The following is a 23,955-nucleotide window of genomic DNA, read 5'->3' as shown; positions in this document are numbered from 1 at the left end:
AAGGGGTTTTGTATGGATTTGTTACTGTAATGTAACTTTAATGAAATATTATTTCCTGAAAAGAGATTCACCTTGACTGTTCTGAATAGACACCAAAAAGGTTTAATTACCCACGACCAATGACACACATACCTATATCCTCTAAATGACGTTTTCACCTCCTACTAATACGTTTCGCCCTTTATAGACTGTTTAAGGGGGAGACCTGAAAAAAACTTTTCTTTTGAGTCTAAATACCCGATGAAGTCTGTTTTAAAAAACTTTCAAAACTCTTTCGTACGTTGAGTTTTCGTATACCGTAATAGATTTGTAACAAAAACCAGTCCTCAAGAAATGGAGCTGTTATCGGGAACGTGCTATTGGACAGGCAATCTTTCTGCCCTGTTGTGTCTCACCCTTCCCGCTGCTTAAAGAACCAGTAAGACGCCTCCTTTCAGACAGACTGTCCATTGCCAAAGCACCAATGAGGCAAAATAAAACCCCAAGATCACTCATACCGCGAGCGTTCTTGGGGCCGTTTTTCTCAATTTGTTTTTTAAAAAAACAAAACCTATCTTTATTCATTTTCTGCTCTTTTTAATGGTTCTGAATCTTCTTCATCTTGAACTTCAACGTCTTTGGATAGGAACCATCCTCCGACGGCAATTCCCGCTAATACTGTCCAGAAAATACCCTTCCAAAGCGGAGATTCAATAAAATGTTTAGAAATGACATTTATTTCAGGATGAGCCAATGTATATAATGCAAGCTTAACCCCTACCCAGCCGACAATTAAGAAGGCTGCAGATTCCAGGTTGGCCTTCTTTTTAAGCAATTTAACAAACGCATTCGCGGCAAATCTCATAATCACAACACCGATTAATCCACCGGCTAGAATAATTAAGAACTGTCCCCCGTCTAACCCGCCAATCTCAGGAAGGTTCGTAGGAGATAGCGTGACAGCCAAAGCAACTGCTGCCAAAATTGAATCTACAGCAAATGCCAGGTCTGCCAATTCAACTTTTAAGACAGTTCCCCAAAAACCAGATTGCTTTTTTGGGTTGCTTATTTCATCATCATCTTTCTTTAATACATGTTTTTTCACTAAATGATTAATCGAAATGTACAGTAAGTATAGAGCTCCAATAGCTTGTACCTGCCAAACGTTGACAAGGAATGAAATAGCAAACAACGCTCCAAATCTTAAAACAACAGCTCCGGCTAATCCATAAAACAATGCTTTTTTACGTTGTTCTTCTGGTAAATGCTTGACCATTACAGCCATTACCAGAGCATTGTCTGCTGCCAGGATCCCTTCAAGAACGATTAGAATGAGCAGGACCCAGCCATACTCGAGAAACAATGATGCATCCATATTTTTTCTTCCTCCTAATGGGTTTTCCCCTCTCGGCGACCCATTAGCGGACATAAAAATAGACCTTTGCCGCTAATGGGCAAAGGTCTTGCTGAACATGGTTGATAAATCATGTCAACAAAGCCGATGGATACATATCCATGAATTGACGACTTTGTTTACAGGTGCATGCACCTGACCGGCTACTCCCCTTTGACTGAGAGAGAATACTATTTTGTTAAGTTCATATTATCCTATCCTGGTAAACTTGTCAATCCATAACATTGTCCGTTCTAAACAAAGAAGACTCGTACATACACTTTTTAATGACTCAAAAGGGGATAGGAAGGGTGCATAGGCGATGAATTGGCTCGAAGCTGCCATACTTGGTTTGATCCAGGGATTGACTGAATTTTTGCCTGTCAGCAGTACTGGGCACTTATATCTCGGCCGTAAACTATTTGGACTTCAGGATGCCGGTCTATTTTTGGATACCATGCTCCATATTGGAACATTCATTGCTCTGGTTGTCTTTTATAAAGATATTTTGTGGAAAATGGCAAAACGGCCATTCAGCAGGATTGTATTTCTTTTAGCCGCAGGTACCATCCCTGCTGTTGCTGCAGGTCTTTTATTCAAAGATTTTTTTGATGGAATCTCCAAAACCGGAATGACAATTGGCTGGGAGTTTATTTTCACAGCCGTGTTTCTTCTATATGCTGATCAGATAAAAAAAGGGGATCGCAAACTGGACGATCTCACTCTTTCAGATGCTATATGGATCGGTTCATTTCAGGCACTGGCTATTTTCCCTGCAGTTTCCCGCTCTGGCCTGACCATTGCCGGCGCTCTTATGAGGGGAATTGATAAAAAGACGGCTGCCTATTTTTCCTTTCTGCTTTCTATTCCAGCTGTTTTTGGCGCTTTGCTATTCCAGCTTAAAGATTTGGCAGAATATACAGGGCCTTCCATCGGTTTCCCTTCCATGCTGATTGCTACTACAACTTCAGCTATTTTTGGGTATTTGGCTGTCGCTTTCATGATTAGTTTTGTCAAAAAACATTCCTTGAAGTGGTTTGCGCTATATGTTTTTGGATTGGGAGCGGGGATTTTGCTTCTTCAGGGGTTAAAAATCTTTTAGAGCTGCTTAAAATGATTCAGTGCAATGTATTAAGTTTCCAGCTGTATACTTGGGAAATGCAGTCTCCCCCCTTCTGTTCCAAAAAAACAATCCTGAGGGGGAAAATGAAACCCAAGTTCACGTAGCGAGCTTGAGTTTCATTTCTTACATTTTTATTCTGCAGGGCTTGCCTTACTGCCCATTCTTGTTATTTAGATTGTTTCATAATTTCCCGATATGCTTTCGCTGCGGCTTTCCAGTTTTTATCGGAACCGAACACAGTTTGGAAGAGAACTTTATATGGTTTGTATTTCCCGCGATACGGATACCATTGAATTTCGGAGCTGCGTTTCCCCGTGTCCGTCATAACGGACTTCTCGTGGCAGAAGATTCTCAGGCCGCCTTCTCCATGGTACCGGCCAATTCCGCTTTGCTTCGCCCCTCCGAATGGGAGATTTGGATTCATAACGGTCAGCATAACATCATTTACAACTGCATTTCCCGTAACAAGCTTCGATACTACTCGTTCAGCCCTCTCAATATCTGACGACCAGACGCTCGCATTCAAGCCATAAATTGTCCCATTTGCAAGCTCAACGGCTTCTTCTTCCGTATCAAAAGGCATAATCGGCATGACCGGGCCGAATGTTTCCTCCTGCATGATCTCCATATCCTGATTGACGTCAATCAGAACCATAGGTTTTATAAACATGCTGTCCTCTTCCCATTCCGCCGGGATGCAGCCCGCTGCAAGTTTAGCTCCATTGTTCACTGCATCAGCGACCTGCTTCTTGACAACGTCAACCTGATGCGGGAAAGTCATGGATCCAATATCATCATTTAAAGAGGATCCCTGCTTCAAATTCATGGTCAGCTCCTGTACTTTCCTCACAAATGTCTGATAAACTGCACGCTGCACGTAAACCCTCTCCGTACTCATGCATACCTGGCCGCTATTTGTAAATGCTCCCCACACTGCCGCTTTTGCTGCCCTGTCGAGGTTCGCATCATCAAATACAATCAGCGGATCTTTCCCCCCCAGTTCCAGTGTAGTTGGAATAAGATCCTTTGCAGCCTGCTCCTGAATTATTTTCCCGGTTTTAACAGAGCCGGTAAAAAAGATATAATCCGGTTTTTCCTTCACAAGCGCTTCTCCCAGTTCCTTGCCGCCCTGCGCGACCTGAACAATACCTTCCGGGAATCCCGCTTCTTTAAATAACAGCTCAATCAGTTTACCAGTTAGCGGGGTTATTTCGGAAGGCTTTAAAATGACCGAGTTTCCCCCTGCGAGCGCACTCAATACCGGGACCATCGCCAGCTGAAGCGGGTAATTCCATGGTGAAATGATCAGAACCGTTCCTCTAGCCATATATTCAATATAGCTTTTCTTGCCCCAAAAAAGGACGGGGGTTGTCTGGTTTTGCCTCCCCAATACGGTTTCGGCTGTTTTCTCCAGGTGCTGGATTGAGTCAATAACCGGCATAATATCAGTAGCCAGCGCCTCCGCTTTCGGTTTCCCCGTATCCGCATGAATGATTGTCGTGATTTGGTCCAGTTTTGAAGCCATAAGCAGGCGAAGCGTTTTATAGTAAGCAAGCCTCTCTTTTAAGGATTTCTCCTGCCACTCTTTTTGTGCGTGCTCTGCCTGTTGGAAAATCCGTCCAGCTTGACTCAGCTGAACCTCCTCGATTTCTTTAATCTCAGAACCTGTTGCAGGGTTAATGGCTTTAAGCATGAATTTTCTCCTCCTTGGCAAATTGGGTTTCTTTATAGTAATGAACGAGTTTATGTCCGTATTCCCTTATATTTGGACAATCAATCCCTGACCCTTCCAAATGGTGCAGTAAATTGGAGCAGTCATAGCGCACATCATACTGAAAGTAATCGAGGGCTTCTTTGCGAGTGCCGAGCCAATTGCAAACAGCCTTCGAAGACAGGCCTAATTTTGCAGCACCGGGAGGAATGCTCCCCTTGGCTTTCCTGTTCAGCAGCTCTTTTAAAAAGAGATCATACAGTTCGCCAATTGTTCCGGGGTTCGGATCTGTCACATGGAACGTATGGCCCGCAGCCTCTTTCCTTAAAGATAAATAGAGGACAGCGCTCACCAGAAAGTCGACAGGCACCGTATTAAACAATACATTCCCCTTCCCTATTCTTGGTGTAGCAGGAAGGAACTTAAGCTTACTGAACATATTGAGCATATAATAGGGGCCATCAAACTTACTCGTTTCACCTGTTTTCGAATTCCCGGTGACAATACCCGGTCTGATAATAACAACCGGCATTTTATTCATCCGTGTCCTGACGAGTTTTTCGGCCATATACTTCGTTGATTCATAATGGTTTTTGAAGCTATGCTCCTCTAAATCCTCTTCAAAAACTTCTCCTGTCCTCTTGCCGGACACATAAGCGGTACTGAAGTATGTAAAGCATTTCAAGTTGAGTGTAAGCGCCCATTCTATAACATTCTCTGTCCCTGTTACATTTACCTTTTTTGCAAATTCCTCATCTACACCCAGGTCATATATAGCTGCCAGATGAAATACATGAGTTACTTCCTGCTCAAGACCCTTTAAAATGCCTGGGTTTATATTCAATCCCTCTTTTGTTATATCTCCGGTTACAACCTCTGCCTTACCTCCTGCAAGGAGATTTAGTTCTTTGTCTGCACGCTCCGCAAATTCCGGCAGCACCAGCACATAATAATAATCGAAAAGATTTTGCTGAACGGCTTCTTTAATTAATTCCCTGGATATGAAGCCCGGGAAACCTGTAATGAAACATTTTTTCATGTTGTTCCCTCCTCTTCCTGATTTTGCATATTTTTTCATTCATCATACCATGTGAACGTATACAAACTAGAACTATAAAATGAAACCTCAATCAGGAGGATTCACTTAGATGATGCATTCAGGAATAAATGATCGAGGAGGAAAAATGTATGCATACGATGTGGAAGGGTTCCATTCGGTTTGGCTTAGTTAACATTCCAGTGAAGCTCTATGCAGCAACGGAGGATAAGGACATAAAATTAAGAAGTCTTCATAAAGAATGCCATACACCAATCAAATATGAAAAAAAATGCCCGAATTGCGACCGTGAACTTGAAGCAGATGACATCGTCAAAGGATATGAATATGTGAAAGGAAAATTTGTCATTTTATCAGAAGAAGACTTAAAGGATATGAAGGAGGAGCATGCAGATAAGGCCGTTGATATTATTGATTTTGTAAAACTGGAAGATATTGATCCCATCTACTTCAACAGGAGTTATTTCTTAGGTCCTGGAGATAACGGTTCAAAGGCTTATGCTTTATTAAGGGAGGCCCTAAAGCAATCAGGAAAAATAGGGATTGCCGAAATGACCATTCGGTCCAAGCAGCAAATGGCGGTTGTCAGGGTTTATAAAAATTGCCTCGTTATGGAAACAATCCATTATCCGGATGAAGTCCGTTCTGCAGAAGAAGTCCCATCTGTTCCAGCACAAACTGATATACAGAAAAAAGAGCTCGATACGGCTATGATGCTGATTGATCAGCTCACAGCAGAGTTTGATCCGCAGCAGTACAAAGATGATTACAGAGAGGCTATGCTCCGCTTGATCCAAAGCAAAATCAATCAAAATGAAGGGACTGCCGTTCCTGAAGATGCCCCAAGAGAAAATGTGGTCGATCTGATGAGCCAGCTTCAGGCAAGCATTGAAAAATCTAAACCGAAAAAAGCAAAGGAACCTGCAGCAGAATCCAATAAAGAACCCGCCTCAGCAGGGAAAAAGAAGCGGACAGCAAGGAAAAAGGCTTAATTTTTCAAAACAATCCATTGCGCTGCCTCCCAAAGCGTCGGAAATTGGGCTTCCCCCAAGCCGGGCTGATTGCCGATAAATAAAACATGAGTACCTGCGCTTTTCCCGGCAGACATATCCGGCTCCCGATCGCCGATCATGTAGGAGCGGGAAAGGTCGATTTTAAAGCGCTCAGCAAGCGAAAGAATCATTCCCGGCTCCGGTTTTCGGCAAAGACAGCCGCTGTTTGGAACGTGTGTGCAGCTCGCCGTTTCCTGGATGACTCCTCCTTTTTCAGCAATCTGGCGGATCATCTCATTGTGCACTTGATTCAGCTGGTACTCTGTCATAAACCCAAGTCCAACGCCGCCCTGATTGGTTACAACGAATACGAGGTAGCCGTGATCATTCAACAGTTTTACGGCCTCACCTGCACAGTCCAAAAGATAAAACTGATCTGGACGGTTTACAAATTTAACTCTGTCGGTCAGCACTTCATTTATGACCCCGTCCCGATCAAGAAATACAGCTTTTTTCATTGATTTGGCTCCTTTCTTATTCCCGCTTCTCACATATTATCCGAGGTGATTTAATTGAAACCGATGCTCCCTGTCCTCGCCTCTGAGCTTCCGGCAGGACCCGAATGGGCTTACGAAGTGAAGTATGATGGCTTTCGCGCCATTTTATACATAGAAAGGGACTTCATCACTCTCATCAGCCGGAATGGAAAGGATTTAAGTATTCTTTTTCCGGAAATTTTAGAGTTTGTCCATAAGCTCATGCCTTCTATCCAGCCGTTCCTCCCGGTTACTCTAGATGGTGAACTCGCTTCACTCCGTTCATCTCTTTCCGCTGATTTTATGGATATTCAAGTAAGAGGACGTTTGAAATCAGCGAATCGAATTCAGCAAGCTTCTGCTAATGATCCGTGCAAGCTGCTTGTATTCGATTTGCTTCACTACAAGGGAAGATCGCTTATGAACGAACCTTATTCTCTAAGGAAAGGACAGCTCGAGGTATTTTTCAAAGAGCTGAAGCTTCCCATTCATACATCTGCGGACTCTGCTGAACTTCTCCAAATGGTCCCCTCCTATAAGAAGGCAAGTCATCTATGGGGACTCATTGAACTTCACGGAGCAGAAGGAATCGTGGCAAAGCACAAAAATGGGAAATGGACAGCTGGGGCAAGAACGGAAACATGGAAAAAGGTAAAGAACTATAGAAGGTCCACCCTTTTTATTACAGGATACGATGAAAAAAACGGATATTTTAATACAGGGCTGTTCAAAAATGGCCAGGTATTCTCGCTTGGCTCATTTTCGCATGGAATAACCGGACAGGAACGAGAGGCTCTTATTCAAACAATTAAAAAGAACGCTTCTTCCTCTAGCGGCCAGGTTTATCAGGTTGCACCTGCTATTTGCGTTTATGTTAATTTCCTTTCTTTTTACAAAGAACAGCTTAGGGAACCATCCTTTGCTTCATTCAACTTCAAAGCAGATCCTGCGCAATGCACTTGGGAACAATTTCAGCTGGATGCAGCACCCATTCATCATGAGGTTCAGCTCACCCACACGGATAAGCCTATTTGGAATGAACCAGCAATTAATAAGCTTCAATATATCCTTTACTTATTAAATATTGCTCCATATATGCTGCCTCTTTTAAGAAATCGGACACTGACGCTAATCCGTTATCCTCATGGTTCTGCCGGAGAACGATTTTACCAGAAGAACAAGCCCGATTACGCCCCCGATTTTATTCAATCGGCCCGTGCTGATGGCATTGATTATATGCGCTGTGAGTTTCTATCGGACTTAATTTGGCTTGGCAATCAGCTTGCTCTGGAATTCCATTTGCCCTTCCAGAGAATTTCAGATTCCCATCCTATGGAAATTGTTTTTGATCTTGATCCGCCTTCAAGGGACGAATTTGAGCTCGCAATTTTTGCCGCAAAGCAGCTTGAAAAGCTATTCAGGGAATTTAATCTTGATTCCTTCCCTAAACTCTCAGGCGGAAAAGGCATTCAAATCCACATCCCGCTTTCCGGTAAAGATTTGAGCTTTAGCGATACAAGATTGTTTACAGCATTTTTCGCTGACTTTTTAACAAAACAGTTCCCTGAAAAATTCACAACTGAGCGCTTGAAAAAGAACCGCGGAGACAAGCTTTACGTAGATTTTCTTCAGCACGCAGAAGGTAAGACCATCATTGCCCCATATTCTCCCAGAGGTGCTGAAGGAGCCTGTATCGCCGCTCCCCTTTTATGGGAGGAAGTAACTGAAGGTCTTACACCTATGAATTATACGATTGCAACCATTTTTGACCATCTAAAAAAAAGAGGCTGCCCGCTCAAGCACTATTTTCATAGCCCTCAAGACGAAACAGTCTCTAAAATCATTTCATTTATTAGGGGAAACGGTTAGGAAATATATTGTTTGCTCAGCATTTCAGTAATTTGGTCGTGGGGGAGGGGCCTGCTGAATAAGAACCCCTGCATATGATGACAGCCATGGGCTTCTAAAAATGCAGCCTGCACTTCTGATTCGACCCCTTCTGCAATCATTTGAAGCCCCAAATTTTCAGCCAAACCGATAATCGCTTTAATTACGATTTCATCCTGCTTGCTGCTCAGCATGTTATGGACAAAGCTCCGGTCGATTTTAATTTTATCCAGTGGAAGCTGAGTTAAATAACTCAGAGAACTATAACCTGTTCCAAAATCATCAATACTCAAATGAATTTTGATATTTTTCAGCTCACGTATAGTTCTGATAAAGGTCTCACTATTATGCATTGACAGGCTTTCTGTAAACTCGAGCTCGAAATGTTCCGGAATAATACTGTTATCCCGGAGAACATTAGTTACCATCGGCACCAAATCAGGCTGATAAAATTGTTTGACGGATAAATTCATACTCAGCCGCAAGTCCGGAGACTTGGTTTTCTGCCAATGCCGCAGCTGGCGGCAGGCCTCCTGCATGCTCCATTTCCCAATATCAATAATCAGACCCGTCTCTTCCGCAATCGGGATGAACTCAGCAGGCGAAATAATACCCAGTGCCGGATGATTCCATCTAAGGAGAACCTCCATTCCTGTAATTTGATTCGTCCTTGTATCAAACTGAGGCTGATAATAGAGAAGAAATTCATTCCGTCTTAAGGCGTGCATGAGTTCTTTTTGTAAAAAATAACGTCTTTCTATTTCCTGGCTTTTCTCTTCATTGTATCTGCCAAGTGCTGATTCCTTGCTGATCTTTAAGGCAAGGTCACTTTTTTTCAAAAGCATATCCGGGTGTGTTCCATGATCTGGATAAATCGCCACGCCAAAACTGACCTGAACATGATATTCCTGGTCATCTATGATATACCGTTTCTTAAAAGCCTTTGCCATCTCACCGGCGATTGTATAGAAAAAGTCAGTATCTTGGAGGCGATGTGCAATTACAACAAATTCATCGTTGAAAAACCTGCCAACAAAAAATTGCTTCGGCACGAGCTTCCGCAATTCCCCGCCAATTTCACGAATAATGGCATCGCCTGTTCTTTTGCCAAACATTTCATTGATATATTTAAAACGATCAATATTAACTTTTATTATAGCAGTCCGCTCGATTTCCTGAGATGTGATATATTCAAGCTTTTCCATTACCATGCGGTCGTTTGGAAGCATCGTCAATTCATCATAATAGGAAGAATGGGCAATCTTTTCTTCCGCCCGTTTCATCTCGGTCACATCACGAAAATTGAGGAAGAACCCTTGAATGGTCCCTTCAAGGAGGATAGGGACGGATGTTACTTTACAGATTCTTTCTCCTTGTAGAATAATTTCTCTTGTATGAGGAAAATAGGCTTCATTCGTGTGAGAAATTTCCTTCTGCCATTCGCTTTTCGTCAGAATGGAGGAGTAGTGACTGCCCGAAAATCCATCTTGCGGCCGATTGAACAATTCCGACGCAGAATCATTGGCATACAAAATCATGCCGCTGCAGTCGATTCGCAAAATCGCATCCGGATGATATTTATACAGATATTCAAAGGAGTTATCCCTTTCCTGGACTGGTTTGTTGACTTCTGCTTTGAACTCAGGAGACATTGGATTCACAAGGCTCTCCCTCCTTTCTTAAAACAGATTATATTCTTTCTATCGTCAAAATCCTGCATATATGAAGGGTAAATAGTCTCATTCTTCCTTTTAAAGAGTATTTTGTTTAAAATGGCGTCTATTGCTCACACTATCTGTAATGTCTATATTCGGGAGACTTGCTATATGCCTAATATTTTCGGGTATCTACTCATTTTGGTCTTTTCAGTTGGATTATTTGCTGTTTGCCTGATTAAAGACAAGAGAGGTTCTCTCATTTTATGGCTCTTTAATTCTGGTCTTTGCTATTTATTCGAACTCATCGTCTACGTTTTATTTAACTGTTACATTTACAAACCTAATGTTTTCAGGGATTCATTTATCGACAGTACATTTGGATCAATCTTCAGCCAGGGGCTTTCCGTACCAATAGCAGCCACTTTTGGTTCCATATACAATATTAAGGCCCGATATACGGCAGGATTTGCTCTTTTTTTTTCATTAATTGAGATTCTGTTTCTCACCCTTGATATTTATGAGCATCATTGGTGGAGGACGTACTACACGTTCTTTCTAATTCCAGTCTTATTTTATATATCCAAAGCATGGTACAGTCTGTTAAAAAAGGAGCTTCGGCTCGTCATCATCCTCACCCAATATGTCTGTATGATCACTATTTCCATCACTATAACTTGGCTTCTTTACGCTCTGCAGCCAACTGTTATTTTTATGACTGGACTATTCGCAGAAAACAGCAGAGATCATACCTTTGCAAATGGAATTTACAGCATTTTCATATCAATATTATATACAGCAATTCCTTATTCCCGCCGTTTATCTTGGAAAATTCTGTACTTCCTCAGTATATTACTGGCAGACTGCTTACTCTTAAGGCTGCACATTTTAACAATCCATAACTCCACAGATGCCGTATCCCTGGCAGCAACCCATTTGTTTTTCATAGGCTGCAGCCTCTTGTTGAAAAGACTGCTTTTCCGAACTTAACAATTGCCCTGTCCAGCAAGCAGATATTAAACCCGCTATCAATGCTTTGAAATCTGATAGGTCTTTGCTAGCTTCCTCCCAGTATGCTCTTGCTTCAAAGGTGCTGGCGGTAAACCTCATCTCCCCCAATGCCTGAGGGGTCAAATCTGTCAGGCTGGTCCATTTGAAGTCTCACGCCTTGTGCACTATTCAGCCTAGTCCATAATTTTTCTAAATATTTGTTTGGAAATACAAAACCCCCGGGACATAGCGACCCAGGGGTTTACAGTTCACTTTTTCATATGGAAGGTATTTATAAACCACTCTCTATATGGGCTGGTTACCTGAAAAGCAGGTGCTGGCTATGCAGTCCCGCTTTTTTCAGCAGCTGATTCAGCTGATCCTGTTCCTCACTTGATAATCCAGAAAAAGCCCGCGTAATTCTCAAAGCATGAATCGGGTAGATTTCATCGAGGTATGCCTCCCCTTTTTCAGTCAGTTTGGCATAAATGGAACGTTTATCCCGCGGGTCCTGCTGTCTGACAATGTACTCATTTTTCTCAAGTTTATCGATTACATACGTAACATTCCCGCTTACAAGAAGCAGCCTCGATCCAATCTGCTGAAGCTTCTGCGGGCCTTTCGTATACAGCAATTCAAGAACCGCAAATTCTGTTGGATTAAACCCATGCTCCTTGCTATCTCTAATCGAATGCTCCGAAATACTTTTAAACGCTTTAGCAAAAACCCTGAAAAGGGCCAATGCACGGTCAGTCTCTTCCTGAGTGTAAGAAAATCTCATAGAATCATCGCCCTCTTAAATATTCTCAAAATTCTCAAATTTTATCTTTATTTTACTATGAAGAGGGCAATATTTAAAGAACGATTTTTCAAAAGAATTCTTTAAGACTTTATACTCGTTTAGAATAGGGCATTTGCAGGGGATTGAAGGAATATTCACTGGCTAAATGCAATAGAAGGAGAAATCCTTGCATAAGAAAAGGAACCTGCCTGTTCAGGGCAAATTCCTTATGGTGTAGCGGGCTTCCGTTTGATTGCCGGAATACTATGATAAAAGTATACGTACTCATTTTTCAGCTCTGAAATCGTCATTTTCTGAAGTACATCGCTGTTGTAGACGCCTATCGCAAGCAGCTTTTGGGAGTAATAATTTCTTTGTTCCTCAAGAGCGAATTTTAATAGGTTGCTCATCACACTTTCCCCTCTCCATCGTTTTCTTTAATCTTACTCCTACAATACCCAATGATTGTAAGCAGACGGTTAATCCATTGTAAAAATTGCATCACCTGATATTAAGATTGTTTAAAAGTATGGGATTTATGAAAGCCGTCAACAATGGTCCTATCCTATTCAAAAGGAAGGATCGACTATGCAGACACAGCTAATTGCTTTCGATGAGCTGAAAAATTACTATTTTATTATCGAAAATGAACCTGATGATACACAGCTTATGATGCTATCTGCTGAAGAATCCGCAGGGCTTTCATTATATGTTCATCATGAGACGAAATTTCAGGAAGTAACCATCTTATTTAACCCGTCCCTTCTGAAAGGATGGATGGCGGAGTTCCAAGAAATTGTCCGGTTAAGGTGTTTGTCTTCTAATCTTTTTGATTTGACCATTCTGGACGAAGCGCAATAATTCATACGTGTCCTTTCCTGCTGTTTTCAATAATTCCTCAAGCAGCTGATCCCTTTTCAAATCAAGTTCAATCAGTTTATGGGCAAGCTTAAGCGCTTTGCCAGGTTCCATTATTCTGCCTCCTTTAAATTGCTGGTACACTTATATTAACGTGCGTTTGAGTACCTTTCCTCCTTTTTGATATGAAATCTGACACGTAATCCTCTTCAGTTGCAGTGTATGTTATAAAATCTCACATATTATGAGAAATTCTTTCCATTGTCGAGTATAGTATAGGAAAGAGTTGTTTCCTCAAGGAGTGAGTCCATTGCAAGAAGAGCGGTCTTACAAGGATAAAAAAGTCATCTCAATCGGGACAGTAAGCGAGCTTACAGGCCTATCTGTAAGACAGATACGGTATTATGAAGAACGCCAGCTGATTTCTCCTGAGCGAAGCTCAAAAGGAACCAGAAAATACTCCTTTTCCGACGTAGAAAGGCTTATGAACATAGCCGACCTGCGTGAAGAAGGCGTCCAAACGACAGAAATATTAAAGGATATACGGAAAAAAGAAGAAAAATCCAAAAACCCCGCCCAGCTCCGCAAAAAAATGCTCCAAGGCCAACTAAACGCCCATTTTCAATACAAACACAATGGGTAACCCGAAAAGCGGAAGCGGCTTGCTCAGGCCGGAGAGCTGGTGGAGCTGGAACTGACAAAGTCGCTCTTTGACTTTGACAGGGCCAGTGAAGCAGCCGAAGGACTAGCCGCTGGAGCTGGACACCTAGAAAAGCGGAAGCGGCTTTTTTAAGGATGTTCTGCTAAAGGCGCGGCGTCCTGCCGCAACGCAGAACTGACCCGCGTCGTGCGGGCCTCTGAAAGCTGGTGGAGCTTCTGACCGAGGGGCGCTTCTAGTAAGGGTGTTCTGAACGCAGCAAAAATGCAATAATCCCAGGCTTTGCAAAGGTAAAGAAGAAAGTTAAAGAGCTGTTCCTGGATGGAACAGCTCTTTGTCTCAGCTCTTAAATTGATTTACTGACAGAGCCAGTTTTTCTGATAGTCCTGTTAAATGAATGGAATTTTCTCTGACCATTTCCATTGTTCCATTTGCCTGCTCTGCTGCAGCGGCAGTTTGTTCTACTCCTGCTGCGGCTTCTTGAGATACACTTGCGATATTAGAGATGGCTTCATCCATGTTTTTTCCTCTTTCAAGTAAGTCATCAAGACGGTCCGAGATGAGAGTGATTCCGGACGATACTTCCTCAACCTTGGATCGGATGGCTTCAAAGGTAAGTCCAGTCTTTTCGATTGCAGCCTTGCCGATAAGGGCTTGTTCGTAACCAGCTTTTAAGTCTCCTGCCACAGCCCCTGTCTCAGCCCTGACACTGCTTACGATCACATCGATATCCCCCACTGAAAGTGATACTTGTTCAGCGAGCTTTCTTACCTCGTCTGCAACAACTGCAAATCCTCTGCCATGTTCACCTGCACGAGCAGCTTCAATAGCCGCATTCAACGCAAGTAAATTCGTCTGATCTGCAACAGACTGGATGACTTCCATAAGTTTAGAGATTTTTTTTGATTGCTCATCAAGCCCCGCTACTTTCGTTACAGAACCCTTCATAATATCGTGTATGCGGTTCATCTCATCGATGGATTTTCCCATTAACTTGCTGCCTTCATTTGTTTCACCCATTACTTCTTCTGCAGAATGGGAAGCAAGTTCGCCAGCAGTAGCCGCTTCATTAATTTTTTCCAGGAAGTGACCCATATTTTCCGCCATATCAGCTGCCGTACTTGCCTGACTCTCCGCTCCAAGCGTTAACTCCTGCATAGTTGATGCAATTTGCTCGTTTCCTTCCTTCACCTGGATCGACGAAAATTGAAGCTTTTCACTTTGATCCGCAATTTCTCCTGCCGCTGATTTTATTCCTCCAACAAGAGTCAGCAGGGTCATATTCATAGAGTTCGCGGAATCTATTAGAACTCCGAGCTCATTTTTGCTATTAGAAGAGAGGTTTTCCTTTTTCAATATTCCCGAAGCGATCTCATTCATCTTTTTCGTAAGCTGGGAGATAGGGATTGCAATCATACGAGACGTTCTAAAGGCAATAAAATACCCGGCTGCTGCTATAAACAAAGAAAAAACAAGGATGAGTGCTGCCGTTATTTCCCCGCCACGGATTATTTGTATCCCGGAATCCATAATTTCCTTTTCCCGTTCCTCTGCGATTGCCTGATAGTCTTTCATAAGCTGGTTGGATACCGTCTGAGGTTCTTTTGATAAATTCTGTACGGCCTGAATTTTAAATCCGCCTTCATAAGGAGTGATAACTTCTTCATCAATCAGTTTCTGCCAACTTTCTGTTTTCTTAATTAGCTTTCTGATCTCTGGAGTATCGTTTATAGCAAGAAGATCCTTTTGAAGGGAAGCCCCGTCTTTTTTAAGTTTTTCATATTCATCTTTGTAGGAAGGACTGTCATACAGAAAATAGGCGCGGATGGTTGAGGCCTGCTGCGCGAGATTGTATGAAAGCTTTTCATCAAGAATGAGAGCGGCTGTTTCTTTATTTACAATCCTCTCCGTGTCCATTTTCGTTTTATAAATGCTGGCAAAATTCAATACTGCCAGCAATACACTTAAACCAATAAGAATTCCAAAGCCTGTCACCAAGATATAGCGAACACTTTTTATCTTCTTCTGTGTCTTTTTCATAATTGCCCCCCTGCAACAATATGCCTCCTCCTATATTACTATTAGAAAGTTCAAAAAGAAATAATTTTTGTGTATTTTCTGCAAATTTTAGATATGTTTGTCAAAATTTGTACTATTTTGTCTAATTATTTTCCCGTACATCTATTACTCTTTCGATATAATGAATAGAAGAACTCTAAACTATTTAAGTGGGGTGAGTGCCTTGAATATATATGAAACGGTTGTGGAAAAATATCGTCAGAGAATGGTAGAAGTAGCCGGTAAGCATGGATATACTGCAGAAGAAACGGTGAAGGTAAGCCAGCACTTGGACAAGCTGCTCAATATGAGCACACATCCGGTAAGACAGGGCATGAGCCGGGCTCATGATGACATAAAATATTCTACTAATAAAAAGAGCTGATTCAGCACTCAACTGAATCAGCTCTTTCTTTTACTGCAGGTGCTGTATAAAGGAGGTTGCAATCCCAAAATAAATAAGCAGGGATAAAATGTCATTCAAAGTTGTAATAAGCGGCCCGGAGGCTATGGCAGGATCAATTTTCATTTTATGAAGCAAAATCGGAATCATCGTACCAGCCATTGTTCCTATTATAAGTGTAAAAAACAAAGATGAGCCTACAACCAGGCCGAGAAGGGGATTCCCTTGCCATACTACGGCAATGCCGGTAATAAGGATCCCGCAGACAACCCCTATCATTAACCCCACCTTTAATTCTCTGAATATAAGACTGACAATCATTTTGGAATCCAGGTCATTCTGAGCAAGGCCGCGGACAACTACAGCCAGTGACTGGGTTCCAGTGTTCCCGGTCATGCCGGCAATCATTGGCATAAAAAATGCCAGCGCTACTACTTCGTTAAGCGTTCCTTCAAAGAAACTAATGATGCTTCCTGATACAAGTCCGATAAATAAAAGCAAAATCAGCCACGGAAGTCTTCGGTAAGCAGCTATATGCGCCTTTGTTTCAAAATCGATGGATTTACCGGACGCAGCAAATTTCTCATAGTCTTCATTTGCTTCCTGAATCACAATATCAATTACGTCATCGACTGTAACAATTCCGACTAACACGTTATTCTCCTCAACCACTGGCAAGGCAAGGAAGTCGTAGCGCTCAATTAACCGTGCCACATCTTCCTGATCAGCGTCTGCTTTAATGGAAATAACCCTTGTGTACATAATGTCTTCAATGAGCTCTTCACGTTCGCCCAGAATCAAATCCCTGTAGGAGATAACTCCGACCAGCTGCTTCTCTTCATTTATGACATACAAATAGTTAATCGTTTCCGCAATTTCTGCAAACGCCTTGAGTTTGACCACAGCGTCCCAAACAGTAAAGTGCTGCGGTATCCATACAAAACGGTTCGTCATAATCCGCCCTGCAGTCTCTGCAGGATAATTCATTAAAGTCTGGACGGCTTCCGACTCTTTCTGCTCCATACTAGACAGAAGCTGATCCTTCAGGTCCGAATCAAGTTCCTCCAAAAGCTGTGCCAAGTCATCGTTATCCATTTTGTTCATCACCTGGACGCCCTTCAGTTTTCCCACCTTGTTAAATAAAGCAAGCTGGTAAGGCCGTTCAAGCTCCTGCATAAGTATGGTAATATCGTCCACGCTCATAAAAGACAGAAAGCGCGCATAATGTTTTTCAGGCATTTCTTTAAATATACTCGCCATATCATATGGCTGCAGTTCTTCTATTAATTCACGAAAATCTTTCCGTTTCCCGTCCCTAAGCAGGAGAATAATCCGAAGAAGAATTTCGTTGTACGTCATATTTTTCACCATGGATGGTCCTCCTCGTTAATCCGCGGTGGCCATCCATGCTTCTGAAAGCGCCGGCTGGTTCCCCTCCGCGGAGTGTATACTATGACTTTCTGAATCTTTCACCTGTGTCCCTCCCGATCGGGGAATCTCCATGCCAGCACCTCCCTATTTTTCTTTCATCATGCTAATATAGGTAATAAAAAAACACACCAAGAATGAAGGCGTGTGAAAACAAGCATTCCATTCTCCCATCGTAGAGCTTTAGCACTGTGCAGCATAGGACGATGTCCAGCTGCGTTAAAAATCACCTTAAGTCGATGATTCCTGTTGACCCATTGGCGTCTTTGGACATTTTTGGGCAGCAGCGTATCTCCACACAGGAGCCTCACCTAACGAAGAACCTATTCAGTTCACACATTGAGATTACAGAAATTCCTGAAACCTGTCAATCAAATTCGAAAACAACCGAATCCTTGCCAGTATATGCTCTGTAATCGGTTAGCGGCAGACTTGGTATCGCCTATTTTTTCATTAAAGAAAGGGAGCAAGATGATGAAAATTGAATATTTGAGCAAAGGTAAGCCAAAACAGCTGATTGACCATAAGGGTAAGCTTTTTGAATCAGGAATAAATAAACAGATGACGAATGAGCTTGAGGTTTCAACAGGAATGATAACAGGAGATGATGTAGCGAATCATGATTTTCATGGAGGACGTGACCGTGTTCTTTGTGTATATCCATTCGAGCATTATCAAAACTGGAAAACAGAATTTGGAAAAACTCTGATACAGCCGGCTTTCGGAGAAAATTTAACCGTTGCAGGATTGAGGGAAAACGAAATCTGTATAGGGGATCAACTACAGATTGGATCCGTTCTTGCTGAGGTTTCTCAAGGCCGTTATCCTTGCGTGACGATTAATCGGCATACAGGAATTGATCAGCTATTGGCGAGGATCATTGAAACGGGATATACAGGGTATTTCTTACGAATTCTTAAACCTGGAACGATTCGAAAGCAGGATTCAATCTCGATTGTAAATCGGACAGCCTCTGTGACGGTTGCGGATATCCACCACACTTTCTTCCACAACCGTAAAGATACGGATGCAATCCGGAAAATTTTACAAATCCAAACTCTGGCTGAAGACTGGAAAAAGAAATTCGAAAAATTATTAGAGCGGACTTAAGAGTAAAACAGCAGCCCAAATGAGCTGCTGTTTTACTCTTCTTCATTTGATACCTGTTCCAAATCCTCCGAAGACAGCAGATGATAGGATTCCTTTAAAAACAAGGCAACACCATCTTTGTTTTTGGGATGCTGTACAAATTGGGCGTGATCAATGTTCAAATATTGTTTCTCATCCTCTTTATGTTCCATATACTCTTCCCCCCTTTCCATTTCCCTTAGTATTCCATTCCTCTTCAAAAAAACACCTCTTATATAAGAGAGGTTTCCAATCGTTAATTTCTGGAGCTGATTTTAGAAAGCAGACGGAGGATTTCAAGATAAAGCCAGACTAGCGTAACAAGGAGAGCAAAGCCTGCGTACCATTCCATATGCTTAGGCAATCCCCTCGCTGCCCCATGCTCGATGAAGTCAAAATCAAGAACAAGGTTAAGGGCGGCAATCACTATAATGACGAGCGAAATCACAATCCCGATGGTGCTGGATTCGTGAAGAAATGGAACACTGACTCCAAAAAGGCCCAGCACAAATGAAATTAAATAGACCATAAATACGCCCATTGTCGCTGCCGCTACTCCAAGACGGAAATTGTTGGTTACTTTTATCAATCCGCTTCGGTAGACGAGTAGCAAGCCAAGAAAAATCCCCATGGTAATCAATACAGCCTGCATAACAATCCCTTCATACAAGCTTGAATAATACGCTGAAATACCACCGACAAACATTCCCTCCAGCACGGCATAGATCGGCGCCGTTATCGGCGATGCTTTTGGTGAAAAGCTTGTGATAAGCGCAAAAATCAGTCCGCCTATTGCACCGATCAGCATCATTGGCGTTACGTTATCCCCCTGCGCTGCGAAATACCATGTTGTTCCGGCAGAAACTACAAGAATAAACAGGAGCAAAAATGACTTATGGACAGCGCCCATTAGAGTCATTCGGCGCCCGCCAGCATATCCCATTCCTTTTTCAAATGATTTTAATGTCGGATTCGCTGTTCTCATATTGGATCACTCCTTTATTAGTCTTAATACATACGTTTTTAAATGATTAAAGTTTCAGTCCACATATAATATGTATCACTTAATCATCATATTAGTCCTAGCTTAATGCCTTACATACTGCTTACCCTTTAAAAAAATGAACCAATCCAAATTTTTCAGGTGATTATTCTTCTTTTTTCATTCGTTCACCATATAATTTTAGATAAACAAGCTTAAGGAGTGTGAAAATATGAAAGAAAAAAACTCTCTTGGCATGATCATCGATGGCCTGTTCTCTGCAGCTGAAGCAGTTGTTCTAGCCATTCAAAGAAAAAAGCTGACGGCATTTTATAAAGATTATCTGATAAAACTTTTAAATCAGCTACAAATGCTCCAGTCTCTGCTCCATTCATTTTGCCGGCTAAAACTTGAAGATTTGCATCTGTTAAAGACAAAAATGGAGCTGAGAAGAATCCATTTAGATCTTCAGCTCCTCCTTTCAAAGGAATTTGTCTTTCCGAATGATTTGAAACAAGTATGGCTGTCTCAGACTCTTTTTGAGTTAAAAAACAAGTTTTAAAGCAGCCTCCGGATTGGCGGGCTGCTTTTTTCCATTACATATTCACAAAAAGGTGAGTGGTGTAATCATTGTAGCGTCCTACACCTGCATAATCGATTGTATTATAAAGCAGGACTTCTTTCTGACTGCTGTTTTTTCTCCATAAATCACGTTGCGCTTTAGGAGAATTCGCATATTTGTAAATCAGAATTCCTGATTCTGAGTGCTGCTGGAATCCTAATTTCACAATCATTTCCTGCGCACTGCCATACTTAGTTGAATAGATGCTGAATGACCCGGTAGAATGCATATCCTTTGATTTCATTTCCGAAATATAGCTTAATCTTTCGCTTAGGGTCATGAGAGATTTACCATTTACATATCGATCCTGGTTGAGTAATAAAAAGGAATCAAACTCGTCACTGGACAGCGTATGGTTGAGCTGGAGATCAGGCACAGCAAAGCGGTTTGTTCTCTGAAGCTTCTCTGTTTCAGCAAGGTAGCCCGTCATTTTTGCAGGGAGTGCTTTGTACTTGCCTGCCTTTTTGATTTCGACAGCACGCTTTTTCAAGCGATCGAGCTTCTTCAAATTGCTATCTACATAAGTAACCCGGTTGGCAAGGGCATCTTTGCCGATAACCTTCATTAATCGGTATTGGGAAACCTCATAAATCACTCTCTCCCTTGCCACTTTGGCTGGAGCTACATACTTTTTGGAGAGCGCTCTTCTTTTGGAAGAACCTGAAACTTTTCCTATTGCTTTTTCGGCAGTTTGAATCTGCCTGGAAAAGCTGTCATAGGCTTGGTTTACATCATATGTGTCTGCAGAATCAATTAATCTGTTAAAACCGCGCAGCTGATAGGCAAGCTTTTCCCCCTGCTGTACCGCCGTGCTGCTAGTAGAAGCCTGAACCTCATGCGCTGGCAGAACTCCAAATGCCAGCATAAAACCCAATCCAAAACCTGCTATCTTCTTCATCTTCCCATTCCTCCATACCCAATATGTAAGTTAAAGTCATAGTACCTATACCCTTCTATCAACCTATTAAAAACCATTTATTTCAATTTTTTATAAAAATAAGGAATTAGTCTGTATCCTTTTGTTCTATTCGGCTTATTTCAAATATAATCCATCCTTCCTCCCTCTTGTTTTTTCCATAAACTTCAAATGTTTTATTAGCGTGGCATTGTGGAACGTATTAACTATTCGCTAAAAAGATAGAGGAGGCAGTTATTCATGCAAGAGCACAAGTTATATATAAATGGAGAGTACACAGATTCAACTTCAGGGGAATGGATTGATATTGTAAATCCATCAAATGGAGATGTCATCTCGAGGATTCCTGACGGAACGAAGGAAGATGCTGAAAAAGCAATTGAAGCGGCTTATGAAGCTCAAAAGGAATGGGAGCAGGTTCCATCCTATAAGCGCGGTAAGATCGTCCGTCAAATTGGAGATGAGCTTGAAAAAAACCGGGAGAAAATGATTGCATTATTATCCGAGGAACAAGGAAAACCTTACGAGCAGTCTTCAGCCGAAGTAGACCTGGCCGTTGACTACTTCCGCTACATGTCTGAATGGGCCAGAAGAATTGAAGGAGAGGTTATTCAGAGTGACCGGCCAAATGAAAATATTTTCCTTCACAAACGTCCAATAGGCGTGGTTGGGGGGATTGTGCCTTGGAATTTCCCAGTTTTTATTTTTGCCCGAAAAGTTGCGACTGCCTTAATTGCAGGCTGTTCGATTGTTCTAAAACCTAGTCAGCAAACACCTAATACAGCTGCAGAACTTACAAAAATCATTGCCAATCTGGACCTCCCTAAAGGTGTATATAACATGATTACGGGAACAGGATCCACGATAGGAAATGCATTGGCCAGCAGTCCGAAAGTTGGCATGATTACAATGACAGGCAGCACAGGCGCCGGAACGAAAGTAATGGAGGCTGCTGCCCAAAATATTACGAAGGTTAACCTTGAACTCGGCGGGAAAGCACCCGCCATTGTTACAAAGCATGCCGATCTTGATCTTGCAGTTGAAAACATTACAACCTCCCGCATTACCAATGCCGGCCAGGCTTGTACAAATGCTGAAAGAGTGTATGTACACGAATCCGTAGCTGAGGAGTTCACTCAAAAATTAGCAGCAGCATTCAACAACGTAAAGGTCGGCGACGCAGTAAAAGACCGAGATGCCCAGATGGGACCCCTCGTCAGTGAAGATCGCTTGAAAACAGTCGAAGAAGCTCTGGAAAAAGCCATTCAAGCCGGTGCCAAAGTGGCTGCAGGCGGAAATCGTCCCGAAGGCTTAAAAGGCGGATTCTTCTTACGTCCGACTGTTCTGACAAATGTGACGCATGATATGGACATTATGAAGGAAGAAACGTTTGGCCCTGTATTACCGGTTGCCACATTCTCAGATTTGGATGATGCAATCCGGATGGCGAACGATTCCATATACGGTCTTTCTTCCTCTGTTTATACGAATGATTACAATGAAGCTATGTATGTATCCAATCAGCTTCGTTTTGGCGAGACATTCGTCAACCGCGAAAACTTCGAAGCCATTCAGGGCTACCATGCTGGTATGCGCCAGTCGGGACTCGGCGGTGCTGACGGTAAACATGGTTTAGAAGACTATCTTGTTACGCAGGTTGTATATATGCAATATAAAACAGATTTGAAATAAGAATAGGACAAAGCCCCCGGAACGCATTCCGGGGGTTTTCTTTTTTTATGTGTATTTTGAACAATCATGGTTAGGCTGATTTTAGCGGAAATCAGCCCAAACTAAACTAAATTAAACCGAGGAAGTAACTTTGAAGGTGCTACTGTCCCGTAATTTTTTATAAGAGTTTCTATAACTAAAACCTGATAAGCTATTTTGGGCCGCAAAAACCCTCAGGCTCTTTGCTCTGATTAGGCGGAACCATTATTTTTTTCTTAGTAAAAGCATGCTCCCTTTTAATACTGTCAATATGGCCAGGAAAATCCAAACTACCATCGCAGTTTTTGCGACTGCCGGCGCAGCTGTCATCTGATTAACAGCAATAGCAATGACCGCCCAAATCAGCACCAGTCCATACGCCAGATCATTTTTCACAAGAATCATATAGGCTCCAAGCAAAGCCGTAACAATAAGCAAAAGAATCGTCCACGCCAATTCTCCCAAACCCAGAAATGAACTGATTTCATTGGATTTAAAAACGATGAATACATTTACGATTGCCGCAACTGATATCCAGCCCATGTAAACAGAAATCGGCAGTTTAAGCAGCAAAGAAGTCTGACCGGATTTTTCAATGAGCGAATAAATTTTAATCAGGGTGTATAATATCCCGAATATGACAAGAACGGTCAGGTTGAACAGTTCATAATGAAAAAGAACGATCCATAATGCATTAAGCAGTGCATTCACCGCAAAAAGATATCCTATTGATGCATAAACAGCTTTCTCTTCAGCAGATACAAAAAATGCCCGAACTACCCAAACAGCTAAAAGGAGATAAATGAGTCCCCAAATGGAAAACGCATAATTTGCCGGTTCAAACAGGACAGGCACTCCTGCTGAAACCTCCCCCGTAGTCTGGCCGTTTATGGGAAGAGCATTGGCTAAGAAATTCACTCCCACCATAACGATATAAGCCAGCACATTAATAACTGCAACAGCTCTAAAGGTTCTCATTCTCATCCTCCCTTTCCTTTACTTCATACATATCCTTCTCTCAGTAAGAACATGTCTCCTATCTTTTCCCCTTCTCAAAAACATTCATTCTTCATTGAGCAGATTCAAAT

General features: G+C 42.2%; 24 protein-coding genes and 1 riboswitch. Of the genes, 10 read left to right on the top strand and 14 right to left on the bottom strand.

The window, feature by feature from the left end:
* Positions 1 to 556: 556 nt before the first annotated feature.
* Complete coding sequence (locus WCV65_RS07565; RefSeq protein ID WP_338781297.1) at positions 557 to 1,354, bottom strand: TerC family protein; 798 nt, start codon at positions 1,352 to 1,354, stop codon at positions 557 to 559.
* Positions 1,355 to 1,694: 340 nt separating this feature from the next.
* Here WCV65_RS07565 and WCV65_RS07560 point away from each other — a divergent pair, with 340 nt between their 5' ends.
* The gene (locus WCV65_RS07560; protein WP_338781296.1) at positions 1,695 to 2,474 is read left to right on the top strand and encodes an undecaprenyl-diphosphate phosphatase; all 780 of its coding nucleotides are present in this window, start codon (positions 1,695 to 1,697) and stop codon (positions 2,472 to 2,474) included.
* A 187-nt stretch (positions 2,475 to 2,661) separates the two neighbouring features.
* Here WCV65_RS07560 and WCV65_RS07555 read toward each other — a convergent pair whose 3' ends face one another.
* On the bottom strand, positions 2,662 to 4,188 hold the full coding sequence (locus WCV65_RS07555; protein ID WP_338781294.1) for an aldehyde dehydrogenase family protein: 1,527 nt from the start codon (positions 4,186 to 4,188) through the stop codon (positions 2,662 to 2,664).
* Positions 4,181 to 5,245 (bottom strand): SDR family oxidoreductase, encoded by a 1,065-nt coding sequence (locus WCV65_RS07550; protein ID WP_338781292.1) that lies wholly within the window; start codon positions 5,243 to 5,245, stop codon positions 4,181 to 4,183. The genes WCV65_RS07555 and WCV65_RS07550 overlap by 8 nt, the downstream gene beginning before the upstream one ends.
* Positions 5,246 to 5,394: 149 nt before the next feature.
* Between WCV65_RS07550 and WCV65_RS07545 the strand changes: the two genes are divergently transcribed.
* Positions 5,395 to 6,255, top strand: a complete 861-nt coding sequence (locus WCV65_RS07545) for a Ku protein (protein WP_338781290.1) — start codon at positions 5,395 to 5,397, stop codon at positions 6,253 to 6,255.
* Here WCV65_RS07545 and WCV65_RS07540 read toward each other — a convergent pair.
* Positions 6,252 to 6,773, bottom strand: a complete 522-nt coding sequence (locus WCV65_RS07540) for an HAD family hydrolase (RefSeq protein ID WP_338781288.1) — start codon at positions 6,771 to 6,773, stop codon at positions 6,252 to 6,254. The genes WCV65_RS07545 and WCV65_RS07540 overlap by 4 nt on opposite strands.
* Positions 6,774 to 6,836: 63 nt before the next feature.
* On the opposite strand from WCV65_RS07540, the gene WCV65_RS07535 reads away from it, so the two are divergent.
* Complete coding sequence (locus tag WCV65_RS07535) at positions 6,837 to 8,660, top strand: DNA ligase D (RefSeq protein WP_338782206.1); 1,824 nt, start codon at positions 6,837 to 6,839, stop codon at positions 8,658 to 8,660.
* Here the strand turns inward: WCV65_RS07535 and WCV65_RS07530 are convergent.
* Positions 8,657 to 10,330 (bottom strand): EAL domain-containing protein, encoded by a 1,674-nt coding sequence (locus WCV65_RS07530; protein WP_338782204.1) that lies wholly within the window; start codon positions 10,328 to 10,330, stop codon positions 8,657 to 8,659. The two genes, WCV65_RS07535 and WCV65_RS07530, sit on opposite strands and share 4 nt — an antisense overlap.
* A gap of 174 nt (positions 10,331 to 10,504) precedes the next feature.
* Here WCV65_RS07530 and WCV65_RS07525 point away from each other — a divergent pair, with 174 nt between their 5' ends.
* Complete coding sequence (locus WCV65_RS07525; protein ID WP_338781286.1) at positions 10,505 to 11,323, top strand: hypothetical protein; 819 nt, start codon at positions 10,505 to 10,507, stop codon at positions 11,321 to 11,323.
* Between the two features lie 319 nt (positions 11,324 to 11,642).
* Here the strand turns inward: WCV65_RS07525 and WCV65_RS07520 are convergent, their stop codons facing one another.
* Together WCV65_RS07520 and WCV65_RS07515 are read right to left on the bottom strand one after the other, a co-directional pair.
* Entirely contained in the window at positions 11,643 to 12,104 is a 462-nt protein-coding gene (locus WCV65_RS07520) for a MarR family transcriptional regulator (protein WP_338781284.1), read from the bottom strand.
* Between the two features lie 227 nt (positions 12,105 to 12,331).
* Positions 12,332 to 12,514: a Fur-regulated basic protein FbpA gene (locus WCV65_RS07515; protein ID WP_338781282.1), complete on the bottom strand. Its 183-nt coding sequence runs from the start codon at positions 12,512 to 12,514 to the stop codon at positions 12,332 to 12,334.
* A 178-nt stretch (positions 12,515 to 12,692) separates the two neighbouring features.
* Between WCV65_RS07515 and WCV65_RS07510 the strand changes: the two genes are divergently transcribed.
* Entirely contained in the window at positions 12,693 to 12,965 is a 273-nt protein-coding gene (locus WCV65_RS07510) for a hypothetical protein (RefSeq protein WP_338781280.1), read from the top strand.
* Here the strand turns inward: WCV65_RS07510 and WCV65_RS07505 are convergent.
* Entirely contained in the window at positions 12,909 to 13,076 is a 168-nt protein-coding gene (locus tag WCV65_RS07505) for a hypothetical protein (RefSeq protein ID WP_338781278.1), read from the bottom strand. The two genes, WCV65_RS07510 and WCV65_RS07505, sit on opposite strands and share 57 nt — an antisense overlap.
* Before the next feature lie 196 nt (positions 13,077 to 13,272).
* Here WCV65_RS07505 and WCV65_RS07500 point away from each other — a divergent pair, with 196 nt between their 5' ends.
* The gene (locus tag WCV65_RS07500) at positions 13,273 to 13,605 is read left to right on the top strand and encodes a MerR family transcriptional regulator (protein WP_035409032.1); all 333 of its coding nucleotides are present in this window, start codon (positions 13,273 to 13,275) and stop codon (positions 13,603 to 13,605) included.
* A 354-nt stretch (positions 13,606 to 13,959) separates the two neighbouring features.
* Here WCV65_RS07500 and WCV65_RS07495 read toward each other — a convergent pair whose 3' ends face one another.
* Complete coding sequence (locus WCV65_RS07495) at positions 13,960 to 15,660, bottom strand: methyl-accepting chemotaxis protein (protein ID WP_338781276.1); 1,701 nt, start codon at positions 15,658 to 15,660, stop codon at positions 13,960 to 13,962.
* A gap of 202 nt (positions 15,661 to 15,862) precedes the next feature.
* Here WCV65_RS07495 and WCV65_RS07490 point away from each other — a divergent pair, with 202 nt between their 5' ends.
* Complete coding sequence (locus WCV65_RS07490) at positions 15,863 to 16,063, top strand: aspartyl-phosphate phosphatase Spo0E family protein (RefSeq protein ID WP_035409036.1); 201 nt, start codon at positions 15,863 to 15,865, stop codon at positions 16,061 to 16,063.
* Positions 16,064 to 16,093: 30 nt separating this feature from the next.
* On the opposite strand, the gene mgtE is transcribed toward WCV65_RS07490, so the two are convergent.
* Positions 16,094 to 17,452 (bottom strand): magnesium transporter, encoded by a 1,359-nt coding sequence (mgtE, locus tag WCV65_RS07485; RefSeq protein WP_338781272.1) that lies wholly within the window; start codon positions 17,450 to 17,452, stop codon positions 16,094 to 16,096.
* A 218-nt stretch (positions 17,453 to 17,670) separates the two neighbouring features.
* Positions 17,671 to 17,835, bottom strand: a riboswitch (M-box (ykoK) riboswitch).
* Between the two features lie 148 nt (positions 17,836 to 17,983).
* On the opposite strand from mgtE, the gene WCV65_RS07480 reads away from it, so the two are divergent.
* Entirely contained in the window at positions 17,984 to 18,619 is a 636-nt protein-coding gene (locus tag WCV65_RS07480) for an MOSC domain-containing protein (protein ID WP_338781270.1), read from the top strand.
* 32 nt (positions 18,620 to 18,651) lie between these two features.
* On the opposite strand, the gene WCV65_RS07475 is transcribed toward WCV65_RS07480, so the two are convergent.
* Together WCV65_RS07475 and WCV65_RS07470 are read right to left on the bottom strand one after the other, a co-directional pair.
* A complete protein-coding gene (locus WCV65_RS07475) occupies positions 18,652 to 18,810 on the bottom strand; it encodes a transcriptional regulator SplA domain-containing protein (protein WP_338781268.1) in 159 nt (52 codons plus the stop codon).
* Positions 18,811 to 18,893: 83 nt separating this feature from the next.
* Positions 18,894 to 19,622, bottom strand: a complete 729-nt coding sequence (locus tag WCV65_RS07470) for a Bax inhibitor-1/YccA family protein (protein ID WP_035409045.1) — start codon at positions 19,620 to 19,622, stop codon at positions 18,894 to 18,896.
* A gap of 229 nt (positions 19,623 to 19,851) precedes the next feature.
* Between WCV65_RS07470 and WCV65_RS07465 the strand changes: the two genes are divergently transcribed.
* Positions 19,852 to 20,181, top strand: coding sequence for a hypothetical protein (locus WCV65_RS07465; RefSeq protein WP_338781266.1), 330 nt, complete (start codon positions 19,852 to 19,854; stop codon positions 20,179 to 20,181).
* Positions 20,182 to 20,215: 34 nt separating this feature from the next.
* Here the strand turns inward: WCV65_RS07465 and WCV65_RS07460 are convergent, their stop codons facing one another.
* The gene (locus tag WCV65_RS07460) at positions 20,216 to 21,139 is read right to left on the bottom strand and encodes a hypothetical protein (RefSeq protein WP_338781263.1); all 924 of its coding nucleotides are present in this window, start codon (positions 21,137 to 21,139) and stop codon (positions 20,216 to 20,218) included.
* 258 nt (positions 21,140 to 21,397) lie between these two features.
* Between WCV65_RS07460 and aldA the strand changes: the two genes are divergently transcribed.
* Positions 21,398 to 22,849 (top strand): aldehyde dehydrogenase, encoded by a 1,452-nt coding sequence (gene aldA / locus WCV65_RS07455; protein ID WP_338781261.1) that lies wholly within the window; start codon positions 21,398 to 21,400, stop codon positions 22,847 to 22,849.
* A gap of 243 nt (positions 22,850 to 23,092) precedes the next feature.
* Here the strand turns inward: aldA and WCV65_RS07450 are convergent, their stop codons facing one another.
* Positions 23,093 to 23,845 (bottom strand): tryptophan-rich sensory protein, encoded by a 753-nt coding sequence (locus WCV65_RS07450; RefSeq protein ID WP_338781259.1) that lies wholly within the window; start codon positions 23,843 to 23,845, stop codon positions 23,093 to 23,095.
* Positions 23,846 to 23,955 lie beyond the last annotated feature (110 nt).

It is taken from the genome of Metabacillus sp. FJAT-52054, from assembly GCF_037201815.1.
Classification (GTDB): domain Bacteria; phylum Bacillota; class Bacilli; order Bacillales; family Bacillaceae; genus Metabacillus_B; species Metabacillus_B sediminis.
This window is presented reverse-complemented; position numbering and strand designations above follow the sequence as displayed.

What these genes read in the sequence shown, in the direction of transcription:
- WCV65_RS07565 (WP_338781297.1), bottom strand. Translation starts at nt 1,354, where the DNA reads ATGGATGCATCATTGTTTCTCGAGTATGGCTGGGTCCTGCTCATTCTA.
- WCV65_RS07560 (WP_338781296.1), top strand. Translation starts at nt 1,695, where the DNA reads ATGAATTGGCTCGAAGCTGCCATACTTGGTTTGATCCAGGGATTGACT.
- WCV65_RS07555 (WP_338781294.1), bottom strand. Translation starts at nt 4,188, where the DNA reads ATGCTTAAAGCCATTAACCCTGCAACAGGTTCTGAGATTAAAGAAATC.
- WCV65_RS07550 (WP_338781292.1), bottom strand. Translation starts at nt 5,245, where the DNA reads ATGAAAAAATGTTTCATTACAGGTTTCCCGGGCTTCATATCCAGGGAA.
- WCV65_RS07545 (WP_338781290.1), top strand. Translation starts at nt 5,395, where the DNA reads ATGCATACGATGTGGAAGGGTTCCATTCGGTTTGGCTTAGTTAACATT.
- WCV65_RS07540 (WP_338781288.1), bottom strand. Translation starts at nt 6,773, where the DNA reads ATGAAAAAAGCTGTATTTCTTGATCGGGACGGGGTCATAAATGAAGTG.
- WCV65_RS07535 (WP_338782206.1), top strand. Translation starts at nt 6,837, where the DNA reads ATGCTCCCTGTCCTCGCCTCTGAGCTTCCGGCAGGACCCGAATGGGCT.
- WCV65_RS07530 (WP_338782204.1), bottom strand. Translation starts at nt 10,330, where the DNA reads ATGTCTCCTGAGTTCAAAGCAGAAGTCAACAAACCAGTCCAGGAAAGG.
- WCV65_RS07525 (WP_338781286.1), top strand. Translation starts at nt 10,505, where the DNA reads ATGCCTAATATTTTCGGGTATCTACTCATTTTGGTCTTTTCAGTTGGA.
- WCV65_RS07520 (WP_338781284.1), bottom strand. Translation starts at nt 12,104, where the DNA reads ATGAGATTTTCTTACACTCAGGAAGAGACTGACCGTGCATTGGCCCTT.
- WCV65_RS07515 (WP_338781282.1), bottom strand. Translation starts at nt 12,514, where the DNA reads ATGAGCAACCTATTAAAATTCGCTCTTGAGGAACAAAGAAATTATTAC.
- WCV65_RS07510 (WP_338781280.1), top strand. Translation starts at nt 12,693, where the DNA reads ATGCAGACACAGCTAATTGCTTTCGATGAGCTGAAAAATTACTATTTT.
- WCV65_RS07505 (WP_338781278.1), bottom strand. Translation starts at nt 13,076, where the DNA reads ATGGAACCTGGCAAAGCGCTTAAGCTTGCCCATAAACTGATTGAACTT.
- WCV65_RS07495 (WP_338781276.1), bottom strand. Translation starts at nt 15,660, where the DNA reads ATGAAAAAGACACAGAAGAAGATAAAAAGTGTTCGCTATATCTTGGTG.
- mgtE (WP_338781272.1), bottom strand. Translation starts at nt 17,452, where the DNA reads ATGGTGAAAAATATGACGTACAACGAAATTCTTCTTCGGATTATTCTC.
- WCV65_RS07480 (WP_338781270.1), top strand. Translation starts at nt 17,984, where the DNA reads ATGAAAATTGAATATTTGAGCAAAGGTAAGCCAAAACAGCTGATTGAC.
- WCV65_RS07475 (WP_338781268.1), bottom strand. Translation starts at nt 18,810, where the DNA reads ATGGAACATAAAGAGGATGAGAAACAATATTTGAACATTGATCACGCC.
- WCV65_RS07470 (WP_035409045.1), bottom strand. Translation starts at nt 19,622, where the DNA reads ATGAGAACAGCGAATCCGACATTAAAATCATTTGAAAAAGGAATGGGA.
- WCV65_RS07465 (WP_338781266.1), top strand. Translation starts at nt 19,852, where the DNA reads ATGAAAGAAAAAAACTCTCTTGGCATGATCATCGATGGCCTGTTCTCT.
- WCV65_RS07460 (WP_338781263.1), bottom strand. Translation starts at nt 21,139, where the DNA reads ATGAAGAAGATAGCAGGTTTTGGATTGGGTTTTATGCTGGCATTTGGA.
- aldA (WP_338781261.1), top strand. Translation starts at nt 21,398, where the DNA reads ATGCAAGAGCACAAGTTATATATAAATGGAGAGTACACAGATTCAACT.
- WCV65_RS07450 (WP_338781259.1), bottom strand. Translation starts at nt 23,845, where the DNA reads ATGAGAACCTTTAGAGCTGTTGCAGTTATTAATGTGCTGGCTTATATC.